This is a genomic window from Streptomyces sp. S3(2020) (genome assembly GCF_013044505.1).
GTDB lineage: Bacteria > Actinomycetota > Actinomycetes > Streptomycetales > Streptomycetaceae > Streptomyces.
This window is the reverse complement of sequence record NZ_JABERD010000096.1, coordinates 1-22,668: the sequence shown is the minus strand read 5'-3', so window position 1 is coordinate 22,668 and position 22,668 is coordinate 1. Positions and strand designations below refer to the sequence as shown.

Annotated in this window: 20 protein-coding genes; 10 read left to right on the top strand and 10 right to left on the bottom strand. The window is 71.9% G+C overall.

Features of this window, described 5'->3' with window-relative positions; translation table 11 throughout:
• Positions 1-86: 86 nt before the first annotated feature.
• Positions 87-845 (top strand): nuclear transport factor 2 family protein, encoded by a 759-nt coding sequence (locus HLK59_RS27370; protein ID WP_171144189.1) that lies wholly within the window; start codon positions 87-89, stop codon positions 843-845.
• Positions 846-856: 11 nt separating this feature from the next.
• The gene (locus tag HLK59_RS27365; protein ID WP_171144188.1) at positions 857-1,207 is read left to right on the top strand and encodes a hypothetical protein; all 351 of its coding nucleotides are present in this window, start codon (positions 857-859) and stop codon (positions 1,205-1,207) included.
• Here HLK59_RS27365 and HLK59_RS27360 read toward each other — a convergent pair.
• Both HLK59_RS27360 and HLK59_RS27355 read right to left on the bottom strand, forming a co-directional pair.
• Positions 1,197-2,054, bottom strand: a complete 858-nt coding sequence (locus HLK59_RS27360) for a MaoC family dehydratase N-terminal domain-containing protein (protein ID WP_171144187.1) — start codon at positions 2,052-2,054, stop codon at positions 1,197-1,199. The genes HLK59_RS27365 and HLK59_RS27360 overlap by 11 nt on opposite strands.
• Before the next feature lie 74 nt (positions 2,055-2,128).
• The gene (locus tag HLK59_RS27355) at positions 2,129-3,061 is read right to left on the bottom strand and encodes a LysR family transcriptional regulator (protein ID WP_171144186.1); all 933 of its coding nucleotides are present in this window, start codon (positions 3,059-3,061) and stop codon (positions 2,129-2,131) included.
• A 147-nt stretch (positions 3,062-3,208) separates the two neighbouring features.
• On the opposite strand from HLK59_RS27355, the gene HLK59_RS27350 reads away from it, so the two are divergent.
• Positions 3,209-4,375, top strand: a complete 1,167-nt coding sequence (locus HLK59_RS27350; protein ID WP_171144185.1) for an acyl-CoA dehydrogenase family protein — start codon at positions 3,209-3,211, stop codon at positions 4,373-4,375.
• A gap of 13 nt (positions 4,376-4,388) precedes the next feature.
• On the opposite strand, the gene HLK59_RS27345 is transcribed toward HLK59_RS27350, so the two are convergent.
• On the bottom strand, positions 4,389-4,907 hold the full coding sequence (locus tag HLK59_RS27345) for an amidohydrolase family protein (RefSeq protein WP_171144184.1): 519 nt from the start codon (positions 4,905-4,907) through the stop codon (positions 4,389-4,391).
• On the opposite strand from HLK59_RS27345, the gene HLK59_RS27340 reads away from it, so the two are divergent.
• Both HLK59_RS27340 and pknB read left to right on the top strand, forming a co-directional pair.
• Positions 4,885-5,295, top strand: a complete 411-nt coding sequence (locus HLK59_RS27340; RefSeq protein ID WP_171144183.1) for a hypothetical protein — start codon at positions 4,885-4,887, stop codon at positions 5,293-5,295. The genes HLK59_RS27345 and HLK59_RS27340 overlap by 23 nt on opposite strands.
• 182 nt (positions 5,296-5,477) lie before the next feature.
• Positions 5,478-7,409 carry a Stk1 family PASTA domain-containing Ser/Thr kinase gene (pknB, locus tag HLK59_RS27335; protein WP_171144182.1) on the top strand — a complete coding sequence of 644 codons (1,932 nt, stop codon included), beginning with the start codon at positions 5,478-5,480 and terminating at the stop codon, positions 7,407-7,409.
• A 113-nt stretch (positions 7,410-7,522) separates the two neighbouring features.
• Here pknB and HLK59_RS27330 read toward each other — a convergent pair whose 3' ends face one another.
• From HLK59_RS27330 to HLK59_RS27320, 3 genes are all read right to left on the bottom strand, one after another.
• A complete protein-coding gene (locus tag HLK59_RS27330) occupies positions 7,523-8,278 on the bottom strand; it encodes a DUF2993 domain-containing protein (RefSeq protein ID WP_171144181.1) in 756 nt (251 codons plus the stop codon).
• Between the two features lie 10 nt (positions 8,279-8,288).
• Entirely contained in the window at positions 8,289-8,924 is a 636-nt protein-coding gene (locus tag HLK59_RS27325; protein ID WP_171144180.1) for a TetR/AcrR family transcriptional regulator, read from the bottom strand.
• 126 nt (positions 8,925-9,050) lie between these two features.
• Complete coding sequence (locus HLK59_RS27320) at positions 9,051-9,686, bottom strand: TetR/AcrR family transcriptional regulator (RefSeq protein WP_171144179.1); 636 nt, start codon at positions 9,684-9,686, stop codon at positions 9,051-9,053.
• Between the two features lie 136 nt (positions 9,687-9,822).
• Between HLK59_RS27320 and HLK59_RS27315 the strand changes: the two genes are divergently transcribed.
• From HLK59_RS27315 to HLK59_RS27300, 4 genes are read left to right on the top strand one after another with little or no spacing between them, the layout of a single operon-like run.
• Positions 9,823-10,941 carry a VOC family protein gene (locus HLK59_RS27315; protein WP_171144178.1) on the top strand — a complete coding sequence of 373 codons (1,119 nt, stop codon included), beginning with the start codon at positions 9,823-9,825 and terminating at the stop codon, positions 10,939-10,941.
• On the top strand, positions 10,938-11,876 hold the full coding sequence (locus HLK59_RS27310) for a fumarylacetoacetate hydrolase family protein (RefSeq protein ID WP_171144177.1): 939 nt from the start codon (positions 10,938-10,940) through the stop codon (positions 11,874-11,876). The genes HLK59_RS27315 and HLK59_RS27310 overlap by 4 nt, the downstream gene beginning before the upstream one ends.
• Positions 11,873-13,444 (top strand): bifunctional 3-(3-hydroxy-phenyl)propionate/3-hydroxycinnamic acid hydroxylase, encoded by a 1,572-nt coding sequence (locus HLK59_RS27305; protein ID WP_171144176.1) that lies wholly within the window; start codon positions 11,873-11,875, stop codon positions 13,442-13,444. Before HLK59_RS27310 ends, HLK59_RS27305 begins: the two co-directional genes overlap by 4 nt.
• A complete protein-coding gene (locus HLK59_RS27300) occupies positions 13,441-15,408 on the top strand; it encodes an acetoacetate--CoA ligase (RefSeq protein WP_171144175.1) in 1,968 nt (655 codons plus the stop codon). The genes HLK59_RS27305 and HLK59_RS27300 overlap by 4 nt, the downstream gene beginning before the upstream one ends.
• 46 nt (positions 15,409-15,454) lie before the next feature.
• Here HLK59_RS27300 and meaB read toward each other — a convergent pair whose 3' ends face one another.
• From meaB to HLK59_RS27280, 4 genes are all read right to left on the bottom strand, one after another.
• Positions 15,455-16,432, bottom strand: coding sequence for a methylmalonyl Co-A mutase-associated GTPase MeaB (gene meaB, locus HLK59_RS27295; RefSeq protein ID WP_171144174.1), 978 nt, complete (start codon positions 16,430-16,432; stop codon positions 15,455-15,457).
• The gene (gene scpA / locus HLK59_RS27290) at positions 16,429-18,621 is read right to left on the bottom strand and encodes a methylmalonyl-CoA mutase (protein WP_171144173.1); all 2,193 of its coding nucleotides are present in this window, start codon (positions 18,619-18,621) and stop codon (positions 16,429-16,431) included. The genes meaB and scpA overlap by 4 nt, the downstream gene beginning before the upstream one ends.
• Positions 18,621-20,429, bottom strand: coding sequence for a methylmalonyl-CoA mutase family protein (locus HLK59_RS27285; protein WP_171144172.1), 1,809 nt, complete (start codon positions 20,427-20,429; stop codon positions 18,621-18,623). The genes scpA and HLK59_RS27285 overlap by 1 nt, the downstream gene beginning before the upstream one ends.
• A 93-nt stretch (positions 20,430-20,522) precedes the next feature.
• The gene (locus tag HLK59_RS27280) at positions 20,523-21,677 is read right to left on the bottom strand and encodes a magnesium and cobalt transport protein CorA (RefSeq protein WP_171144171.1); all 1,155 of its coding nucleotides are present in this window, start codon (positions 21,675-21,677) and stop codon (positions 20,523-20,525) included.
• A 153-nt stretch (positions 21,678-21,830) separates the two neighbouring features.
• On the opposite strand from HLK59_RS27280, the gene HLK59_RS27275 reads away from it, so the two are divergent.
• Positions 21,831-22,668 (top strand): winged helix DNA-binding domain-containing protein (locus HLK59_RS27275; RefSeq protein ID WP_240982675.1); only part of this gene is annotated, 838 nt, incomplete at its 3' end.

The following is a 22,668-nucleotide window of genomic DNA, read 5'->3' as shown; positions in this document are numbered from 1 at the left end:
CCGTGCGCCGAGCCCGGTCCGCGGAGAGAGTGGACGGCAGGCCGGTGGGCACGGAGCCGCCGGAAGGCACAGATCGGAGACCTGTCATGAGCAGCAAGGACATCGTCGTCAAGGCAGCCGGTGAGCTGTTCGGGGACAAGGACCCGGGCGCCGTGGACCGCTGGGTGTCCGCTGACTACCGTCAGCACAGCAGCCTGGCCGCGGACGGCCCCGAGGCACTGCGGCAGCTGGTCGCCGCCCTGCCCGATGGCTTTCGCTACGAAGGCGCACGGGTCGTCGCCGACGGCGACCTGGTCGCCCTGCACGGCACGTACCACGGCTTCGGCCCCGACCCGCTGGTCGCCTTCGACCTGTTCCGCGTCGACGCGGACGGCAAGCTGGCCGAGCACTGGGACGCCCTGACGCCGGTCGTCGAGGACACCGCCTCCGGTCGTACGCAGACCGACGGCGCCGCCGCGCCGGGCGACCTCGACAGGACCGAGGCCAACCGCGAACTGGTGACGGAGTTCGCCGCGAAGGTCCTCGTGGGCGCCGACTACTCCGTCCTGGCCGACTACATCTCCACCGAGACCTACCTCCAGCACAACCCCGAGGCCGCCGACGGGCTGGACGGCTTCGGCGCCGCCGCCGCGCGGTGGGCCGAGCAGGGCAGGAACCTGGTCTACCGGCACGTCCACAGGGTCGTCGCCGAGGGCGACCTCGTACTCCTCCAGTCCGAGGGCGAGTTCGGCGTGCCGGTCGCCTACTGGGACCTGTTCCGCGTGGCCGACGGGAAGATCGTCGAGCACTGGGACGTCATCGCCCCCGTACCGGCCGAACTCCCGCACTCCAACGGCCTGTTCTGAGGAGCACCGCCATGAGCGACCTCACCTACGCCGGCCGGACCTTCCGCTTCCGCGTCGACAACGGCGTCGTCTTCCACAACACCTACGCCCCCGACGGCACCCGGCTGCACTACGAGACCGTCGCCGGACCGGACAAGGGCGCGGCCGAGGACGTGGAACTGCATGCCGCCGAGGTCGGCCCGGGCATCTTCCTCCTCGGCTGGCTGGAGGCGTCGGGCATGACCATCACCCACGCGATGAACCTCAACACCAGGACGGTCCACGCCTTTTGGACCTACGACACTCCGGACGGCCGGGTGGCGGAACTCCACACCGGAACCCTGGAGGAGATCCAGGGCCACGCGCCTGCGGTCACCGGTTGAAGACCACCTCCGCCGTCGCGTGCCGCTCCTCCCGATGGGTGGCGATCCGCAGCTCGGCACGGTCCTCGACGGGGGTCCCGACGGCCGCCAAGTGCTCGCCGGCGAACACCGGTTGGTGGAGCCGGTACGACAGGGAGCGCACCCGTCGTGCCGGGGCGTGGCGACGGGGTGTCTCGAGCATGAGGAGGGCCAGCAGCGGGCCGTGGACGACGAGACCCGGATAGCCCTCCTCGGCACGGCAGTACGGGGCGTCGTAGTGGATGCGATGGGCGTTCGCGGTCAGGGCGCTGAACCGGAAGAGCACCGCCGGGTCGGGGCGCAGCGCCAGCTGCCACGGTCCGTCCGGGCGCGGTGCCGCGAACTCGTCGACGGCGGAAGGGTGGTGGCTCGCGCCGCGTCCGGAACGGTAGACGATGTCCTGTTCCTCGACGAGACGGAGTCGGCCGTGCTGGCGGAACTCCCGGCGCTCGGTGACGAAGACCAGCTCACCCGTGCGCCCCTGCTTCACCGTGACCGAGGCGAGACTGCTGACGCGTTCGGCCGGCTCGCCGACGCGGAGGGGCTCGGTGATCTCGCAGCGGCCCCCGGCCCACATCCGCTGACGATCGGGGAGCGGCGGCAGGAAGTGCCCCCTCGACGGATGGCCGTCGGCGCCCAGTTCGCGCTGGGCGGGCCAGCTCAGGAAGTACAGCCAGTGCCAGAGCGGGGGAAGCGGATCACCGTCCCCGGCGACCATCCCGGGCAGGTCCAGGACCGCCGACAGGGCCGCCACCGGGCCGGCGGGCAGGGTGTCCTGATCGGTGACCGGACCCGGGGTCCATGCCTCCACGTACGTGCTGAGCCGCATGTCTCATGATGACCGGGGAGGGCCGGGGCTGTACAAGAGAAAGGCGTGATGCCCGTATACGCCGTACGCATGGGTCACACCCCCTGGACCTCGGCGGACGGCCATCTCCCCTCCCGCACCGCGGAGTCGATCTGCCGCACCAGCTCACGCCCCACGACCTCCACGGCGGGCGGAGTGCGCCCCGCCCGCTGGGTGCCGAGCACGATCCGCCGCCACACCTCGGGCCGGGTGAGCGGTGCCGCGCTCAGCGCGCCCCGCGCCACGTCCTCGGCGATCCCCACCCCGGGCAGGACCGTCCAGCCGTGGCCGGCCCGGACGAGCCGCTTCTGCACCCGCAGCGAGTTGGTCTGCACGGCGATCTCCATCGCGGCCCCGGACCGGGCCGCCGCCGCGTCGATCAGCCGGCGCAGGGCGTGCCCGGCGGCCGGCATGACGAGAGGATGCCCGGCCGCCTCCAGGAACGCGACCGGACGGTCGGCCCGCAGTCCCGCAGACGCCGGGGCGACGGCCCACAGCCGCTCCCGCACCAGCGGGCGGGCGTTGAGCGAGGGCGTGCTGTCCAGGTTGTAGAGCAGGGTCAGATCCAGGTCACCGTCGTCCAGCCACTGCTGGAGATGCCCGGAGTAGGCGGTCATCAGCCGCAGTTCGACCCCGGGGTGGTCGCGGGCGAGGGCGGCCACCAGCGGCTCGGCCAGCAGGTCACTCGTGCTCTCCAGCAGCCCGAGGGTGACGATGCCGCTCACCTCACCGGGGGCGGGCTGCACCTCGGCGCGGGCCCGCTCCAGCTCGTTCAGGGCGCGCCGGGCACGGTCCACCATGACCGCACCGGCCTCCGTGGGCCGCATGCCCTGACCGGTCCGCTCGAAGAGGTCCACACCGAGTTCCTGCTCCAGGGCGCGGATCTGCCGGGTGACCGCGGGCTGCACCAGATGCAGCAGCTCCGCGGCGCGCGTCACGCTGCCCACCTCGGCGACCGTCACGATCGCCCTGAGCTGCTTGAGATCCAACGGGGCCCGCCCTTCGCCCCCGGCCCGCCGCCCCGGCCGCGTGGCCATCCGCGGCGCGCATGGGGGTATCACGATCCGGTATTTCACCTACGACGTCATGAGCGTCCATGATGCTACTCGGCCACCGCACACGAGGAGCGTCGCCTCATGGGCACTCTCGACACCCTGTCCGAGGACGAGCGGTTCGTCGTCCGCACGGTGCGCGACTTCGTGGACAAGGAGGTCAAGCCCGTCGTACGGGAACTGGAGCACGCCGACACCTACCCCGAGGCCCTCATCGAGCGGATGAAGCGGCTCGGCGTCTACGGGCTCGCCGTCCCCGAGGAGTACGGCGGCACCCCGGTCTCCACCCCCTGCTACGTCCTGGTCACCGAGGAACTGGCCCGCGGCTGGATGAGCCTGGCCGGGGCGATGGGCGGCCACACCGTCGTCGCCAAGCTGCTGCTGCACTTCGGTACCGAGGAACAGCGACGCCGGTATCTGCCGAGGATGGCCACCGGCGAGATCCGGGCGACCATGGCCCTGACCGAACCGGGCGGCGGCTCCGACCTCCAGGCCATCCGCACGGTCGCCCGCAGGGAGGGCGAGGGATATGTGATCGACGGGGCGAAGACCTGGATCACCAACTCCCGCCGCTCGCGGCTGATCGCGCTGCTCTGCAAGACCGACCCGGAGGCGAGCCCGGCACACCGGGGCATCTCCGTCCTGCTGGTCGAGCACGGACCGGGTCTCACGGTCTCCCGCGACCTGCCCAAGCTCGGCTACAAGGGCGTGGAGAGCTGCGAGTTGGCGTTCGAGGGATATCGGGCGCCCGCCGACGCCGTGCTCGGCGGGGCGGAGGGCAAGGGCTTCGCACAGATGATGAAGGGCCTGGAGACGGGGCGGCTCCAGGTCGCCGCCCGTGCCCTGGGCGTGGGCCGCGCCGCCCTGGAGGACGCGCTCGCCTACGCCCAGGAACGCGAGTCGTTCGGCAAGCCGATCTGGCAGCACCAGTCGATCGGCAACTACCTCGCCGACATGGCGACTTCCCTGACCGCCGCCCGCCAGCTCACCCTGTACGCGGCCCGCGAGGCGGACGCGGGCCGCCGGGTCGACATGGAGGCCGGGATGGCGAAACTGTTCGCCTCCGAGACGGCGATGCAGATCGCCCTCAACGCCGTCCGCATCCACGGCGGTTACGGCTACTCCACCGAGTTCGACGTCGAACGCTACTTCCGCGACGCCCCGTTGATGATCGTCGGCGAGGGCACCAACGAGATCCAGCGCAACGTGATCGCGAGCCAGCTGGTCAAGCGCGGTGGCCTCGACGGCTGAAAGGCCTGTGCCGTCAGCCCTTCAACCGGGCCGCGACCCGGGGGAGTTGCGCGAGCGCGTTGCTCCGCTCCACCCGCAGTCGCTCCGCGGCGCTGAAGGTCTCGTCCAGCTGGGGAGCCGGATCACCGGCGGCGGGAAACAGCTCGGCCGTGAACGGCCAGTCCGAGGCGAACATGATGCGACCGACGCCGGCCAGCTCCCTGGTCGACTTCATCGACTGCGGCGCGGGGGACAGGGCCGTGTCGAAGAACAGCTTCCTGTACAGCGGGGCGGTGTCGTCGAGGGCGCCCAGCCGCAGGGTCTGCGCCACTCCCACGGTCTTCGAGTAGAGCAGACTCGTCCGGTACGACAGGAACGGCAGGGTGCCGCCTGCGTGGGCGCCGATCCAGCGGATGCGCGGGTAGCGCACGTACGTCTTCTTGTAGAGCATGTTCACCAGCGCCCGCGTGGTGTCGAAGGTGAACTTGTACAGGAAGGCCGGCAGCCCCAGGTCCGGGGCGTGCTGCGGGGTGGCGGGGTGGACGAAGACCATCGCGCCCAGCTCGGAGCTGGACGACCCGGCCGAGATGCTCGCCGTGGGGGTCCGTCTGACGGGCCGAATGCAGCGCGGCCACCCCGAGGTCGCCCGCATCCTGCTGCGCGTCGGACTGACACGGCTCGCCTCCTCGGTCGGCCTCGCCCCGCGGGCCCGGCGTGTCCTCCGTGCCGGCGCGGCCACCGGCCGGCTGCGTGTCGGGGACATCGAGGTGGCGCTCGCGGGAGCCGGTGGCGCCCTGCTGGGGGTGCTGCAACTCCTCGACATGGAACCGGACCTGGACGCGGGCCGCGCTGCCGACCAGCTCGCCGTGAACCTGTTGTGCATGTTCGGCCTGCCGCCCGCGGAGGCTCGGGAACTGGTCGCGCGACCGCTTCCGGCCTGAGGGCTCCCGCGGTGCGGCGGGCCCTGGAGTGAGCAGCCTCTCACGGGACCGTCGCCGAACGGGAAGATAATTGCCCGTCGACGTGCAATTATCTTGTCCGTGCTCCCGGCCCCGTGCGGCGGTGCGCTGTCGCCCCCTGCCCCGGCCCACACCTCCGATCCCGATCCCTTGGGGAGAAGCGCGTGAACCTCGGTGGACCAGACGATCTGGCCTTCTCCCCTCCGACCCCCGCGTACGCCGTCCTCGGTGGCCGCTACGAACTGCGCATGCTTCTCGGCTCCGGCGGTATGGCCGAGGTCTGCCTCGCGCACGACCTGCGGCTCGACCGCGCCGTGGCCGTGAAGACACTGCGCTCCGACCTCGCCCGGGACCCGGCGTACCAGGCGAGGTTCCGCCGGGAGGCGCAGTCCACGGCCTCGCTCAACCACCCCGCGATAGCCGCGGTCTACGACACCGGCGAGGACCTGGGATACGACGGGACGCCCTTGCCGTACCTCGTGATGGAGTACGTCGCCGGCGCGACCCTGCGCGACTCCCTGCGCTCCGGGCCACCGCCGACCGTCCGGTGGGCCCTCGAGGCGACGGCCGGGATCCTCCAGGCGCTCGCCCACTCCCACCGGCAGGGCATCGTGCACCGGGACATCAAGCCGGCCAACGTCATGCTGACCCGGGCCGGCCAGATCAAGGTGATGGACTTCGGGATCGCCCGCGACGCCCGGGACATCGGTCTGACGCAGACGTCCGTGGTCATCGGCACCGCCCAGTACCTCTCACCGGAACAGGCGCTGGGGCACGAGACAGACGCCCGGTCCGACCTGTACTCGGTGGGCTGCCTTCTGTACGAACTCCTCACCTACCGGCCGCCGTTCGACGGGGACTCGCCGATGGCGGTGATGTACCGGCACGTCCAGGAGGCACCACAGGCGCCGAGCCTCCACAACCCCGGCATCGGGCCCGAGGTGGACACTCTCGTGCTGCGCGCCCTGGCGAAGGAGCCCGCCCACCGCTACGGGTCCGCCGAGGAGATGCTGACCGATGTGCGGGCCTGGCTCGGAACGGGAATCGCCGCGCCCGCCTTCGAGCCCCCGGCGGCGGTCGCCGACGAGGAGGACGAGGAGGACGAGGAGGACGAGGAGGCGAGCGGTGGACGCAGGGGAAACGTGGCGCTGGTCGTCGCGGGCGTCACCGTCGCCGCGATGGCCCTCGGCGTGGGCTGGCTGATGTTCGGCCAGGGCTCGGCCGCCGACGGCAGGGTGGACGTACCGGATCTCGTCGGACTCACCCTCGACGACGCGCGGTCCGCCGCGGACAACTCCGGCCTCACCCTCACCGTCGCCCGGCGGGAACCCTGCGCCGACCAGCCCAAGGACCACATCTGCGAACAGACCCCGCTCGACGGCGAACTCGACAAGGGCGACGCCGTCTCCGTCACCGTCTCCACCAGCGCCCCGAAGGCCGAGGTACCGGACGTCACGGACAAGGACGAGGACGACGCGTCCCGGATCCTTCAGGACAAGGGCTTCAAGGTGGAGCTCCGGCACAAGGTGTCCACCGAGGACCCCGGAACCGTCCTGGAGCAGGACCCGGCCGGCGGCGAGAGCGTTGAGAAGGGCACCGAGATCACCCTCACGGTGGCCAAGGCGGCCGAGAGGTCCACGGTCCCCGACCTCACCGGCAGCACTCCGGGCGAGGCCCGCGAGCTGCTCGCCGCGAACGACCTCGAACTCGGCGACAGCACCGAGGTGGAGAGCGGAGCCGAGGCCGGGACCGTCGTCGGGCAGAGCGTCGCCTCAGGCAAGGAGGTCGCGCCGGGCACCTCCGTCGACGTACAGATCGCCAGGGCGGTGCAGACCGTGCAGATCCCGGCGGACATCGTCGGCCGCACCCTCGCCGAGGTCCAGGACGAACTCGGCGGCCTCGGGCTGCGGGTGAGCGTCGCCTCCGGCTCCTCCCAGGCCTCCGACGCCGTGGTCACCTCCAGCACTCCGGCGGCGGGGAGCGAGGTCGAGGCGGGCGGCACCGTCATCGTCGTCACCGAGGATCCGGCCCGGGAATCGGGGGACGGCACGGAGACCACCGGGACACCGACGGCCACGCCGACCGACGGTTCCTGAGCCGGGCCGCGGGAGCACGGAAGAGCCCCCGGCCGTTGCACCGACGGCCGGGGGCTCTTCCGGGCTGCCCAGAGCCCAGAGCCCAGAGCCCAAGTGCTCAAGTGCTCAAGTGCTCAAGTGCTCTGGTTCTCCGGGTGGAACGTGACCGACGTGCCGGAGAACCGGGCGGTCAGCCCGTCCGCAGAGGTGGTGACCGAGCGCAGGGTCAGGCCCTCGGGGATGTTCTCCAGTTGGATCGGACGGTCGAAGACCGTCTCCAGCACCTTGCGCCCCGCGTCGGGCAGCGGACCGCCCGTGACCTGGAAGTCCTCGAAGGCGATGCGGTTGCCGGAGACCACCGAGACGCGTGCCGTGACGGTGGCCTCGTCGCCGAACGGCAGCCGAATTCGCGCGGCGACCTGATCGCGGCCGGCGCCCTGGGAGACCTCCGGGCCGAGGGCGTCCGAAACGTCGGCGTAGGTCAGAGAGGCGGTGGCCCGCGCGCTGCGGGCCCGTGCCTCGGTGTCGTCGGCGGACCTCGTCAGCCCGTTCAGCCGGAGGTCCAGCCGGGACACCGGCAGCGGACGGGCGGAGCCGTCGGCGGGTATGTCGTGCGCGGTGATGTCCACCTGCCGCAGGGACCCGGAGGCCATCTGGGTCAGGACGGGGAAGCCTCGGACGTGGACCTCCGGCCGCTGGGGCGTGTCCATGCCCTCCTGGAACGCCTGCGCGGTGTTGGACTCGACGCGCGCCGCCGCGAACCGGTCGGCCGCCACGGGGACGAGGACCAGGGTGAGCGCGGCGGCCCCCGCGACGACCGCGGGGTGACGGAACCGGCGGGGCGGACGGGACGCGTACGACGTGGCGTCGCCGTACTCGTGTTCGTACATGGGCTCTCCTTCAGAGGGTCGGCCGGGCGCCGTGCAGACGCCGGACCGTGGACACCGCGATGTCGCTGGGGACACCCGCGGCGATCAGGGCGGCGGCCGCGGCGGACGTGCCGTCGTCGGCCCAGACGCCGGAGTTGACGCTGTCGAGCAGCGCCAGCAGATGTGCCTCCAGGGCCCTGCTGAGCGGGCCCGGCGGAAGACCGGTGTGGAAGACGCCCTGGCGCTGGCCGCGGGCGAGGATCCCGGCGACCGTGTCGCGGGCCGGGGAGAGGAGCGCGGCGATCCGGCCCGGACCGAGGTCCTGGTGGGCGAGGCCGATCAGGACGCGGAAACGGTCGCCGACCGGCCACAGCGTCAGGACGAAGCGGGCCAGCGCGGCCGTGGCGTCGGGGGAGGGGACCCGCTGGACGGCGACCGCGAGCCGGATCGCCTCCGCGGCGTCCTCGGCGAGTCCCTCCACCAGTGCGGCCCGCCCGGCGAAGTGCCCGTAGACGGTCCGCCGGGCCACCCCGGCGGCCTCGGCGATGTCGGCGAGGCTGCTGTCGGGATCACGGCCCAGTTCCCGCCGGGCCGCCTCCAGGATGCGGGTGCGGGTGGCGCGTGGCGTATGCCGGGGCGGCGCCTGCGGGGCTGGTCGGCTGGTCACATCGGTACCTCCGGTGGAGCGAGGGAGACACCAAATAGTTGCACATCAATGGGCAAGAAACTATCTTCCTGCTCATAGATGTGCAATTAATCGCTCTGTGGGCGGTACGGCCTCGGTGGTGTGGTCTCAGTCGAGGCCGGGCAGCGGTCGACGGGCCACCTCGTGGGCGTCCTCGGGGGCGAGGCCCAGCATGCGCAGCACCATCTCGGCGAGGTTCGAGGCGGCCTCGTCCCCGTCCAGCTCGGGTCGGGTGAACCGCAGCTCCAGCAGGGACAGCAGCGTGCCGCCCAGCGCGGACAGGGCCACGACCGGCTCCACGGCGGTGAAGCGGCCGGAGGCCATGCCGGCCTGGAGATCGCGCAGGGCCCGGGAGGTCAGGCCGTTCTCCGAGTGGAGGCAGCCGAGTCCGCGCCGGCGCAGCACCTGCATCAGCTCGGGATGTGAGTCGGCCATCCGGGTGCTGAGCCGGAAGCCCGCCGCGACGAGCTCCGCCGGGTCGTCGATCCCGGTCAGCCGCTCGTCGAAGGTCTGGCCGAACTCCTCCAGCGCGTCCATCACGGCAGCGTCGAACAGCTCCGTCTTCGACGCGAAGTGGTTGTAGAACGATCCGAAACCGACGTCCGCCCGCTCGGCGATCGCCTGGATGCTGGCGCTGGTGTCCCCGGTCTCGGCGAGGATCTGCCGGGCCGCGCGGACCAGGGCCTGACGGGTCTCGGCGCGGCGACGCTCGAAGCGGTTGCGGGGCGGGGCTGACGAAGACATGGGCCGAGTCTAGTCGCGGCGGCGGATACGTCAGCAATTCTGATGAGTCCATCAATTCTTTCTCGGAACCCCTTGACGATGAGTCGCGTCAAACTTGATGATTTCATCATTACGGCAATGTTGCTTGGAGGACGTCATGTCCAAGACGGCTCATCAGGACCTCCACAGCGAGCGGGGCGCCCTACGGGGCGAACACCCCGGTCGCTCCCGGAATCCGGTGATCAAAGTGGCCGACCTGGCCTGGCTGGAGTTCCAGAAACCCGACCTGGACCGTGCGGAGGTCTTCGCCCGGGACTTCGGCTTCCAGATCGCCGCCCGCACCGACACCGAACTGTGGCTGCGGGGCACCTTCGCGGGCTCGCCCTGCATGGTGATCCGCAAGGGGCGCACGTCCCGCTTCATCGGCCCGGCCTTCCGCGCGGCCGAACGCGCCGACCTCGACCGGCTGGCCCGCGCCACGGGGACGTCCGTGCGGGAGGCGGACGTCCCCGGCGGCGGTCACGCGGTCGACCTGCTCGACCCCTCGGGCTTCCCGGTCCGCGTGGCGCACTGCGCCGAGCGGCTGCCGGAACTGCCGGGCCAGCGGCCGCTGGTGCTGAACTCCGGCACGGATCACCGTCGTACGAACACCACCCAGCGTCCGCCGCGCGAGCCCTCCCGGATCCAGCGGCTCGGCCATGTGGTGCTGGAGACCCGGGTGTTCACCCGGGCCCTGGACTGGTACCTGGACACGCTCGGGATGATCGTGTCCGACTTCCTGTTCCTGGACGGGCAGCGCGACCGGGGCCCGACGATGGCGTTCCTCCGCTGCGACCTCGGTGGCGTACCGGCCGATCACCACACGCTGGCCATGCACCTGGGGCCGGGCAACGGTTACGTCCACTCCGCCTACCAGGTCACCGACCTGGACGCGATCGCCGTCGGCGGCGAGTACCTGAACGAGCGGGGCTACAAGCGGAGTTGGGGCATCGGCCGGCACATCCAGGGCAGCCAGCTCTTCGACTACTGGCGCGACCCCGACCACTTCATGCTGGAGCACTTCGCCGACGGCGACCTGTTCTCCTGCGACGTCGAGCCCGGCTGGGCGGCGATGTCGGCGAGCGGCCTCGCCCAGTGGGGGCCGCCCGCCACCCGGGACTTCCTGGGCGCCGGTCCCACTCCCGCCAAGGTCCGCGAGGTGCTGCACGCGCTGCGCGGTGACAACGAACTCGACCCCGCGCGTCTGCTGGGCCTGATGAAAGCGATGAACTCATGAGCACCAACGTCCTGCGCACCGCCGACGGCTGGTGGGTCGTACGAGGCGAGCGCGCCGTCCCCGTCGGCACCAAGGCCGCCACCACCGCCGAACTGCTCGCGGACCGGGACGCCGTCCGCGAGGCCGCCGCCTCCGACGAGCCCGGCACACCCGTCGCCGACCTGGTGGCCCTCTCCCCGGTCACGACCCCGTGCCGGGTGGTGTGCCAGATGGTCAACTACCGCAGCCACGCCCGCGATTCGGGCTTCACCGGTGACATCCCGCCCGCCTTCTTCCGCAAGGCCTCCGGCTCGGTCAGCGGCCCCGGCGAGACCGTCGTCCGGCCGCCGCACGTGCGGTTCCTCGACTACGAGATCGAACTCGGGCTGGTCATGGGGGCACCGCTGCCGGTCGGCACCGTCGTCGAGGAGCGGGACCTGCCGTCGTACGTCGCCGGGCTGGTCGTCACCGACGACATCAGCGCGCGGGACGTACAGCTCACCAGGACGCAGTTCTACGAGAGCAAGTCGTACCCCACCTTCACGCCCACCGGGCCGCACCTGACGCTGCTGGAGCCGGAGGACTTCGACCGTCTTCTGGACCTGCGGCTGAAGTTGAGCGTCAACGGCGATCCGCGTCAGGACCGCACCCTCGCCGACATGATCGTCCGCCCGGCGCAGGCACTCACCCTGCTGGCCCGCTTCCAGACCCTCGACCCCGGCGACCTGCTGTTGACCGGCACCCCCGGCGGCACCGCCCTCAAGGCCCCGCCGAAGGCCGTCGAGAAGATCGGTGCGCTGCTGCCGCCCGCGCTGAAGTGGAGGGCGTTCTTCAAGTCCCAGGCCAGGAACCCCCGTTACCTGCGCCACGGCGACGTGATCACCGCGACGATCGCCACCGACGACGGACGGATCGACCTCGGCGAGCAGCGCACGCCGGTGACGGACGCGCAGTGAGTGCCGACCCCCACGTGCCCGTGGTGATCGTCGGTGCCGGGCCCGTGGGCGTGACCGCTGCCCTCCTCCTGGCCCGGCACGGCGTCCGCAGTGTCGTCCTGGAACGCCACCGGGACGTGTACCCCCTTCCACGGGCCGTCGCCACCGACGACGAGGTGCGCCGGATCCTCCAGGCCGCCGGTGTCGCCGACGCGTTCGCCGCCGTGGCCCGTCCCGCGCGCGGTCTCAGGCTGCTGGACGCCCGGCACCGGGTGATCACCGAGTTCCCGCAGTCCCCGCAGGGCCGCCACGGCTTCCCGCAGACCAGCATGTTCGACCAGCCCGAACTGGAGCGGATCCTGCGGGACGAGCTGGTCCGCCGCCCGGAGTGCGAGTTGCGCGGCGGGGTCGAGGTGACGGCGGTCGAGGACGGCGTGGACGGGCCGGCGCGTGTCATCTATCGCGACGGCGAGGGCGAGCATGTGCTGCTCGCGGACGCACTGCTCGGCTGTGACGGCGCGGGCAGCCTCATCCGCGCCGCGATCGGCGCCGAGTGGGAGGACCTGCGCTTCGAGGAGCACTGGACCGTCATCGACGTGACGACGAAAGCCGCCGTCCGCTGCTGGGAGGGCGTCGACCAGGTCTGCGACCCGCACCGCCCCGCCACCTTCATGCGCATCGGCGAGGACCGCTACCGCTGGGAGTTCCGACTGGAGGAGGGGCAGCAGCTCGACGACGGGTTGTTGCGCGAGCTGGTCGCGCCCTGGGTGGACATCCTGGGCGTCGACGACTTCCACGTCATCCGCCAGGCGCGGTACACCTTCCGGGCCCGCATCGCCGACCGCTGGCGCCGGGGCCGGATGTTCCTGCTCGGCGACGCCGCGCATCTCACCCCGCCGTTCGTCGGACAGGGACTGTGCGCGGGACTGCGGGACGCCTACAACCTGACCTGGAAACTGGCCCGGGTCCTCCAGCAGGGCGCCGACGAACGGCTGTTGGAGACGTACGAGCGGGAACGCAAGCCGCACGCCCTGCATGTGATCCGGCTCGCGGTCGCCATGGGCTGGGCCATGACCGGCGGCCAGGACCGTGCCGCCGCCCTGCGCCGCACCGCCGTGAGCGCGGCCTGCCGCGTCCCCGGTGTGACGGGGGCCGCCACCCGCGACCTCGGCCGCGCTCTGCGGCCGGGCCCGCTGAGCCGCCGCAGCCGTCTCGGCGGCACCCACTGCCCCCAGCCCTGGGTGACCGCCGACGGCACCCGCAGCCGCCTCGACGGCCTCCTCGGCGACTCCTTCGCCGTCCTGACCGCGGTGCCCCTCACCCCCTCGGTGCGGGCCCTCGCCGAAGGGATCGGCGCACGGATCCTCGACGTACGGGACACCGGCGACGACGGCACCCTCGCCGGCTGGCTGGAGTCCGGTCGCGCGGACGCGGTCCTGCTGCGGCCCGACCGCGTGGTCCTGGACGTCCTCCCGCGCGGCGGCGCCGACTTCACCGGCACCGCGGTCTGGGCGCCGCTGCTGTGCACCGGCCGCCATGTCACCGAACTTCCCACCACCGTCAGCCCGTTGAGGAGCGCCACCCGATGACCACGCCCTTCTGGACCCCCGGACCGGAGTCCGTCGAACGCAGCCGTATCGCGGACTTCGCCCGACGCCACGGCCTCGACGCCGACGACTACGCCACCCTGCACCGCTGGTCCGTCACCGACCTCGAAGGGTTCTGGGCCGCGATCTGGGAGTACTTCGACATCGAGGCGTCCTCGCCCTACGAGAGCGTGCTCGCCGAGGAGAGGATGCCCGGCGCCCGCTGGTTCCCCGGCGCCACCCTCAACTACACCCACCACGCTCTGCGCGACCTCGCCGCCGAGGAGACGGCGATCGTCGCCCTGGACGAGACCGGTGCCGCCCACGAGGTGACCGGCGGGCGGCTGCGCGCCCAGGTCGCCTCCGTCGCCGCCACCCTGCGCGACCTCGGCGTGGGCGCGGGCGACCGGGTCGTCGGCTACCTCCCCAACACCCCGCACGCGATCGTCGCGTTCCTGGCCGCGGCGAGCCTCGGCGCGGTGTGGTCGGTGTGCGGGCAGGACTACGCGCCACAGGCCGCCGCCGACCGCTTCGGTCAGCTCGAACCCGCCGTCCTGGTCGCCGCCGACGGCTATCTGTTCAACGGCACCAGCCACGACCGCCGTGCCGCGGTCCTCGAACTGGCCCGCGCACTGCCCACGTTGAAGGCGACGGTCCTCGTGGACCACGTGGGCCTTCCGGGCCTCTCGGAGAACTACCCGTCCCTGGTGCTCCCCTGGGAGGACGCGGCCACCCGCACCGAGGAACTCGCGTGTGTACCCGTTGCGTTCGACCACCCTCTGTGGGTCGTCTTCTCCTCCGGTACCACCGGGCTGCCCAAGGGCATCGTCCACGGCCACGGCGGCGTTCTCCTCGAACACCTCAAGACCCTCGGTCTGCACTCCGACCTCGGTCCCGGCGACCGACTGCTCTGGTACACCACCACCCACTGGATGATGTGGAACCTGGTCGTCTCCACCCTCCTGACCGGCGCCACCGCCTGCACCTACGACGGCAGCCCGGCCCTGCTCACCGAACCGGACATCCTGTGGCGGCTGGCCGCCCGGCACCGGGTCACCCTCTTCGGTACCAGCCCCCAGTACCTGCTGGGCATGGCCAAGTTCGGCATCGACCCCTCCGTGCACGACCTGTCCGCGATCCGCGCCGTCGGCTGCACCGGCTCGACCCTGCCGGCCTCCGCCTACCCCTGGGTCCGCGACCACGTGGGCGGCGAGGTCCTCCTCGCCTCGATCAGCGGCGGCACGGACGTCGTGTCGGGCTTCGCGGGCAGCGCGCCCAACACCCCCGTCTGGGCAGGGGAGTTGTCCGCCCCCTTCCTCGGTGTCGCGCTGGCCGCGTACGACCCGGAGGGCGCCCCGGTCGTCGACGAGGTCGGCGAGCTGGTCGTCACCCGCCCGATGCCGTCGATGCCGCTGTACTTCTGGAACGATCCCGAGGGCAGCCGCTACCGCGACGCCTACTTCTCGGCGTACCCCGGAGTGTGGCGGCACGGCGACTGGATCACCCTCACCTCGCACGGCTCGGTCGCCGTGCACGGCCGCTCGGACTCCACCCTCAACCGCAACGGCGTACGGCTCGGCAGCGCCGACATCCACGACGTCGTCGAACGCCTCCCGGAGATCACCGAGGCCCTGGTCATCGGCGCGGAGGAACCCGACGGCGGCTACTGGATGCCGCTCTTCGTGGTCCCGGCGGCCGGCGTCGAACTCGACGACGCCCTGCGCGACCGTATCCGCGACGCCATCCGCACCGGCGCCTCGCCCCGCCACGTCCCCGACGAGATCCTCCAGGTCCCGGCCGTCCCGCACACCCGCACCGGCAAGAAACTGGAGGTCCCCGTGAAGCGGCTGCTCCAGGGCGCCCCGCCGGAACAGGTCGTCAACCCCGCCACGGTGGACGCCCCCGAACTCATCGAGTACTACGCCCACTTGGGGGTGCTGCGCCGCAACGGCGGGGCCCGCGCATGAGGACGGGGCCCACCGTCGCCCGGCCCCCGCCCCTCACCGGGCGGGGTCAGCTTTCCCCGAACGCCTCGAGAATCCGCTCCGCGGCCAGCGTCGCCGTCAACTCGCCGTCCCTGACCCGCTGTTCGAGCCCGGGCGCCAGTGCGCGTACCGCGGGATCGGCGTGGAGGCGGCCGAGGAGTTCGTCGCGGACCATGTTCCAGGTCCAGTCGACCTGCTGGTCACGGCGCTTGGCGGCGAGCCGCCCGGTCGAGTCCAGCAGCGTGCGGTGCTGTTCGAGGCGCTCCCACACGGTGTCCAGGCCCGTCGACTCACGCGCACTGCAACTCAGCACCGGCGGTGTCCAGAAGGCGTCCTTGCCGTGCATCAGCCGTAGCGCACTCGCCAACTCCCGTGCCGCCGCCTGCGCGTCCCGCTGGTGCGGGCCGTCCGCCTTGTTCACGGCGATCACGTCGGCCAGCTCCAGGACGCCCTTCTTGATGCCCTGGAGCTGATCGCCGGTACGGGCGAGGGAGAGCAGCAGGAAGGAGTCGACCATGTTCGCCACGGCCGTCTCGGACTGGCCGACACCGACCGTCTCGACCAGGACCACGTCGTAGCCGGCCGCCTCCATCACGACCATCGACTCACGGGTGGCCTTGGCGACCCCGCCGAGCGTGCCCGCGCTGGGGGAGGGGCGCACGAACGCCGCCGGGTCCACGGCGAGGCGTTCCATCCGGGTCTTGTCGCCCAGGATGGAGCCACCCGTACGACTCGACGACGGGTCCACGGCCAGCACGGCGACCCGATGGCCCAGACCGGTGAGCAGGGTGCCGAACGCGTCGATGAACGTCGACTTGCCCACCCCCGGCACCCCGCTGATCCCGATCCGCCGGGCCCGGCCGCTGTGCGGGAGCAGCTCGGTGAGCAACTCCTGCGCCAGCGCCCGGTGCCGGGGACGGGTCGACTCGACGAGCGTGATGGCGCGGGCGACGAGCGCACGCTTGCCGTCGAGCACACCCTTCACATACGCGTCGACATCGATCACAGGTCGTGCCCGAGGTCGTCCGACAGTCGCTTGACCAGGTCGTACGCCGCGTCCGGGATCACCGTCCCCGGCGGGAAGACGGCGGCCGCGCCCATCTCCAACAGCGTCGGGACGTCCTGCGGCGGGATCACCCCGCCGACCACGATCATGATGTCCTCGCGCCCCTCCTCGGCCAGCTGCTCCTTGAGCGCCGGGACGAGGGTGAGATGGCCGGCCGCCAGCGAGGAGACGCCGACGATGTGCACGTCCGCCTCCACCGCCTGCCGGGCCACCTCGCCCGGGGTCTGGAACAGGGGGCCGACGTCGACGTCGAAGCCGAGGTCGGCGAAGGCGGTGGCGATGACCTTCTGGCCGCGGTCGTGGCCGTCCTGGCCCATCTTGGCGACCAGGATGCGCGGCCGGCGCCCCTCCTCCTCGGCGAAGTCGGACACGAGGGCACGGGTGCGGTCCACGGACGGGGACTCGCCGGCTTCGTTGCGGTACACGCCGGAGATCGTACGGATCTGGCTGGCGTGCCGCCCGTACACCTTCTCCAGGGCGTCGGAGATCTCCCCGACGGTGGCCTTGGCGCGGGCCGCGTTCACCGCCAGCTCCAGCAGGTTGCCCTCGCCGCCGGCGGCCCGGGTGAGCGCGTCCAGCGAGTCCTGGCACGCCTGCTCGTCGCGCTCCGCGCGCAGCCGCCGCAGCTTCTCGATCTGCTGGGCGCGCACCGAGGAGTTGTCGACCTTGAGGACGTCGATCTGCTCGTCGCTCTCCACGCGGTACTTGTTGACGCCGATCACCGGCTGGCGCCCGGAGTCGATACGGGCCTGGGTGCGGGCCGCCGCCTCCTCGATGCGCAGCTTGGGGATGCCCGCGTCGATGGCCTGGGCCATGCCGCCGGCCGCCTCGACCTCCTGGATGTGCTGCCAGGCCTTGCGCGCCAGGTCATAGGTGAGCTTCTCGACGTACGCGCTGCCGCCCCACGGGTCGATGACCCGGGTCGTGCCGGACTCCTGCTGGATCAGCAGCTGGGTGTTGCGGGCGATGCGTGCCGAGAAGTCGGTGGGCAGCGCGAGCGCCTCGTCGAGGGCGTTGGTGTGCAGCGACTGGGTGTGGCCCTGGGTCGCCGCCATCGCCTCGACGCAGGTGCGGGTGACGTTGTTGAACACGTCCTGCGCGGTCAGCGACCAGCCCGAGGTCTGCGAATGGGTGCGCAGGGACAGCGACTTGGCGTTCTGCGGGTCGAACTGCTTGACCAGCTTCGCCCACAGCAGGCGTGCCGCGCGCAGCTTGGCGATCTCCATGAAGAAGTTCATGCCGATCGCCCAGAAGAAGGAGAGCCGCGGCGCGAACGCGTCCACGTCCAGGCCGGCTTCACGCCCGGCGCGGATGTACTCCACACCGTCGGCGAGGGTGTACGCCAGCTCCAGATCGGCCGTCGCTCCCGCCTCCTGGATGTGGTACCCGGAGATGGAGATGGAGTTGTAGCGCGGCATCCGCTGCGAGGTGTACGCGAAGATGTCGGAGATGATCCGCATCGACGGCGACGGCGGATAGATGTAGGTGTTGCGGACCATGAACTCCTTGAGGATGTCGTTCTGGATGGTCCCGGCCAGCTTCTCGGGCGGTACGCCCTGTTCCTCCGCCGCCACGATGTAGAGCGCGAGGACCGGCAGCACGGCGCCGTTCATCGTCATCGACACGGTCATCTTGTCCAGCGGGATGCCGTCGAACAGCTGCCGCATGTCGTAGATGGAGTCGATGGCCACACCCGCCATGCCGACGTCACCGGTCACCCGCGGGTGGTCGCTGTCGTAGCCGCGGTGGGTGGGCAGGTCGAAGGCGATCGACAGGCCCTTCTGGCCGGCCGCGAGGTTGCGGCGGTAGAAGGCGTTGGACTCCTCGGCGGTGGAGAAGCCCGCGTACTGGCGGATCGTCCAGGGCTGGTTGACGTACATCGTCGGGTAGGGGCCGCGCAGATACGGGGCCGCGCCCGGGCGGGTGTCCAGGAAGTCCAGACCCTCCAGGTCCTGCCCGGTGTAGAGCGGCTTGACCGGGATGCCCTCGGGGGTCTCCCACAGCAGGTCGTCGCCGCCGGCCGCCTTCTTGAGCGCCGCCTGCCACTCGTCGGTGCCGCCGGCGGGGGCCGGGGCCCCCAGTTCGATCCCGGAGAAGTCGGGCACGGAGGGAGTGGCGGGGCTGGTCATCAGGACACTCCCATGCGGTCGAGGGTGGCGGACAGGACGGCGACCGCGTCACAGCCCGCGAAGACGTGGGCGTCGACACCGGCGTACTCCGCCGGCCGCCCGGCGAGGAACACGTGCGAGGCGCCGGCGGCCTTCACGGCCTGAGCCGTCTGCGAGGCCTGCTCCTCGTACAGGGCGTCGCTGGAGCACAGGCAGACCTCGCTCGCCCCGCTGTCCTCGAAGGCGCCCTCGGTGACGGGCTCGATGCCGCCCGCCTGGAAGAGGTTGGCGGCGAAGGTGAGACGGGCGGTGTGGGCGGCGGCCGGACCCAGGGCCGCCAGGAAGATCCTGGGCCGGGCGCCGGTCGCGGCCAGATGGGCGTCGGAGCGGGCGCGCAGCGCCTCGTACGCCTCGTCGCGCCGGACCCGGGGCAGGCCCCCGGACGGCGGTGCGGGAGCGGGCTCGCGCACGACGGGCTTCTCACCCAGGTACGGGAACTCGCTGACGCCGGTGATGGGTTCACGCCGCTTGGCGAGCTTGGTGCCGCGCGCGGCCCAGGTCGCGGCGAGCCGGTCGCGGAGCAGTCCGGAACGCAGGGCGGCCGCCTGGCCGCCCGCCCGCTCGATCTCCTGGAAGAACTCCCAGCCCGCGTGGGCGAGTTCGTCGGTGAGCCGCTCCACGTACCAGGAGCCGCCCGCCGGGTCGATCACCCGGGCCAGGTGCGACTCCTCGACGAGGATCGTCGAGGTGTTGCGGGCGATGCGCCGCGAGAACGCGTCCGGCAGTCCGAGCGCGTCGTCGAAGGGCAGCACGGTGACCGACTCCGCCCCGCCCGCGCCGGCGGCCAGCGTGGCGATGGTCGCGCGCAGCATGTTCACCCACGGGTCGCGGCGCGTCATCATCACCGGCGAGGTCACCGCGTGCTGGAGCTGCGCCCCCGCGCCCGGCGCCCCGCAGGCCTCGGCCACCCGGGCCCACAGCCGGCGCGCGGCCCGCAGCTTGGCGATCGTCAGGAACTGGTCGGCGGTCGCCGCGTACCGGAACTCCAGCTGCCCACAGGCCTGTTCGACGCTCAGCCCGGCCCCGGTCAGCTCCCGCAGATACGCGACACCGGTCGCCAGCGAGGCACCCAGCTCCTGCGCGGCCGAACCACCGGCCTGGTGATACGGCAGCGCGTCCACGGTCAGCGCCCGCAGCCCCGGGTACTCCTCGGCACACCGCCGCGCGAGAGAAGCCACCGGCGCGAAGTCGTACGTCTGCCCGGTGCGGGCCTCATGACCCAGCGGGTCGGCGCCGAGATTGCCCAGCGCCGCGTCCTTCGCGACGCCCCGCTCCTGGTACAGCCGCAGCAACTCCCGTGCGGCGGGCTCGACTTCGGCCCCGGCGTCGAGGACGACCGGTGCCAGGTCGAGGTAGACGCCGTCGAGGACGCGACCCAGCGACGCCACCGGGATGCCGCCCTCGCCGACGCCCAGCCACAGGGAGCCGACGCCGTTCTCCAGGTCGGCCAGGACCGAGGCGTTGTCCGCCGCCGTGTGCCGCTGCCGTACGTCCCAGCCGCCGACCGTGTTCCCTTCGGCGCGTCCCGCGCGTACGAAGGGGGCGAAACCGGGCAGGCCCGGCTCGGGCGCGGCATCGAGCGCGGAGTACAGAGGCCGGGTGCGCAACCCGTCCTCCAGCGCGGTGGACAGGGCTTCCTCGGCCGCGGAGCCCTCGACGTCCTTGCCCGACTTGCGCAGGACACCCGCCACGAGGCGCTGCCACTGCTCGTGGGGAACGTCAGGGAACTCACCGGCCAGCTCAAGCCCGTCGTCAGGCAGGACCGTCATGCGTCGGATGCTAGGCCAGCGGGCTCCAGCCGGAGCAGAGGAACGCCTGTGACCTTTCCCTCGCCCTGACTGTGACGCCGCCCACGCACCCTGTCACAGCCAGTCCCGCCGCTTGAAAATCACGTACAGGCTCACGCAGACCACACCCATCAGCCCGATCGCGAAGGGATACCCGAACCCCCAGCTCAGCTCCGGCATGTTCTCGAAGTTCATGCCGTAGATCGTCCCGACCAGCGTCGGAGCGAACAGGATCGCCGCCCACGACGAGATCTTCTTGATCTCCTCGTTCTGTTCGAACCCCGCCTCCGCCAGCGCCCGCATCTCCGCGTTCTGCTGCTGGGTGACCAGTGTCGCGTTCACCGTGAGGATGTCGGTGAGGGCCTGGCGGAAGCCGTCGACGCGTTCGCTGGTGTGGGTGACGTGGTCGGCGACGTCGCGGAGGTAGCGCTGGAGCTCGTCGTCGGTGCCGTACTTGGAGAAGCCGGCCATCAGGCCGTGCAGCATGCCGACCAGGGGGCGGGTGGCGCGCTGGAACTCGACCATTTCGCGGGAGAGTTCGTAGATACGGCGGGAGACCTCCGGGTCGCCGCGGAAGACCTCCGTCTCGATCTCGTCGACGTCGTTCTGGACCCCCGACACGACCGGCAGATAGCCGTCGACCACCGCGTCGAGGATGGCGTACAGGACCGCCTCCGGGCCCAGCTTCAGCAGCTCCGGCGTCTCCTCCATGCGGCGGCGCACCGCCGACAGATCGGGTGCCGCGCCGTGCCGGACCGTGATGACGAAGTCGGGGCCGACGAAGACATGCAGCTCGCCGAAGTCGACCTCCTCGGAGGCGTCCAGATAGCGGGCGGCCCGCAGGACGACGAAGAGCGTGTCGCCGTAGCGCTCCAGCTTGGGCCGCTGATGGGCCTCCATCGCGTCCTCGACCGACAGCGGGTGGAGGTCGAACTCGGCGGCCAGGGAGAGGAGTTCGGCCTCGGTGGGGCGGGCCAGGCCGATCCACGCCATGCCCGAGGGCTGCTCGCGCAGCTCCCGGAAGGTGTCGGCGAGGGTCGCGGGGGAGGAGACCCGGACACCGTCCCGGTACAGGGCCGCCTGGACGATGCTCGCCTGCTCGGCTTCCGCCTCCGCCGCCTCGGCCCGCCTCGCCGGCGGCCGCTCCGGCGGCGGCGGGGAGGTCAGCGCGCGGCGCCAGGCGGATCGTCCCCGGCTCCTCGGGGTCGGACGGGCGCGTCGCTCGGGCATCGCGGCTGCCTCCCGGATCGAGCCGACGGCTGGGTGATCACGTGATCACGGGCAGGATATACGGGGCGAACGACGTCGGCGTGTCCGCGTGACGCGGGAAACGGTCAGAGTTGCGGACAGAAGGTGTCCGCAAGCCTCAGTAGCGTGGTCCCCATGACGAAGACGACGGCCCCCGTGCTCGACACCCGCGCCCTCAACCGCGCGACCCTCGACCGGCAGCTGCTGCTGCGCCGCGCGGACCTGCCCGCCAAGGCGGCCGTCGAGCATCTGCTCGGCCTCCAGGCCCAGAACGTCAAACCCCCGTACTACGCGCTCGCGGCCCGCCTCGACGGCTTCACCCCCGACGCGCTGTCCGCCCTGATGGCCGACCGCGAGGTCGTCCGCATCGTCACCATGCGCTCCACCATCCACACCCACACCGCCGACGACACCCTCACCCTGCGCCCGCTGGTCCAGGCCGCCCGTGACCGCGAACTCACACAGTTCCGCAAGGGGCTCCAGGGCGTCGACCTCGACCGCCTCGCCGTCCTCGCCCGCGGCCTCGTCGAGGCCGAGCCGCGCACCATGAAGCAGCTGCGCGAGGAACTCCTCGCCGAGTGGCCGGACGCCGACCCGCAGGCCCTCGCGATCGCCGCCCGCTGCCGTCTCCCGCTCGTCCAGGTCACCCCGCGCGGACTGTGGGGCAAGAGCGGCCAGGTCGCCCTCACCACCGCCGAGCACTGGCTGGGCCGCTCCGCCGAACCGGCCCCGGCGCCGGACGCGACCGTGCTGCGCTACCTCGCCGCGTTCGGCCCCGCCTCCGTCAAGGACATGCAGACCTGGGCCGGCCTGACCCGGCTGCGCGAGGCCTTCGAGCGGCTGCGCCCGCGGCTGGTCACCTTCCGCGACGCGAACGGCGTCGAGCCTGTCTCTTATACCCCTCTGACGCTCCCGCCGCAGCGGCTTGTCTTTACCACGTTGGTCGCCGGTCCTTTACAAACAAAAACACAAA

Bases quoted from the DNA above. Each gene is read 5' to 3' on its own strand.
- scpA (WP_171144173.1), bottom strand. From the start codon at position 18,621: ATGACCAGCCCCGCCACTCCCTCCGTGCCCGACTTCTCCGGGATCGAA.
- HLK59_RS27365 (WP_171144188.1), top strand. From the start codon at position 857: ATGAGCGACCTCACCTACGCCGGCCGGACCTTCCGCTTCCGCGTCGAC.
- HLK59_RS27315 (WP_171144178.1), top strand. From the start codon at position 9,823: ATGTCCAAGACGGCTCATCAGGACCTCCACAGCGAGCGGGGCGCCCTA.
- HLK59_RS27280 (WP_171144171.1), bottom strand. From the start codon at position 21,677: ATGCCCGAGCGACGCGCCCGTCCGACCCCGAGGAGCCGGGGACGATCC.
- HLK59_RS27320 (WP_171144179.1), bottom strand. From the start codon at position 9,686: ATGTCTTCGTCAGCCCCGCCCCGCAACCGCTTCGAGCGTCGCCGCGCC.
- HLK59_RS27310 (WP_171144177.1), top strand. From the start codon at position 10,938: ATGAGCACCAACGTCCTGCGCACCGCCGACGGCTGGTGGGTCGTACGA.
- HLK59_RS27285 (WP_171144172.1), bottom strand. From the start codon at position 20,429: ATGACGGTCCTGCCTGACGACGGGCTTGAGCTGGCCGGTGAGTTCCCT.
- HLK59_RS27350 (WP_171144185.1), top strand. From the start codon at position 3,209: ATGGGCACTCTCGACACCCTGTCCGAGGACGAGCGGTTCGTCGTCCGC.
- HLK59_RS27360 (WP_171144187.1), bottom strand. From the start codon at position 2,054: ATGCGGCTCAGCACGTACGTGGAGGCATGGACCCCGGGTCCGGTCACC.
- HLK59_RS27300 (WP_171144175.1), top strand. From the start codon at position 13,441: ATGACCACGCCCTTCTGGACCCCCGGACCGGAGTCCGTCGAACGCAGC.
- HLK59_RS27370 (WP_171144189.1), top strand. From the start codon at position 87: ATGAGCAGCAAGGACATCGTCGTCAAGGCAGCCGGTGAGCTGTTCGGG.
- HLK59_RS27345 (WP_171144184.1), bottom strand. From the start codon at position 4,907: ATGGTCTTCGTCCACCCCGCCACCCCGCAGCACGCCCCGGACCTGGGG.
- HLK59_RS27330 (WP_171144181.1), bottom strand. From the start codon at position 8,278: ATGTACGAACACGAGTACGGCGACGCCACGTCGTACGCGTCCCGTCCG.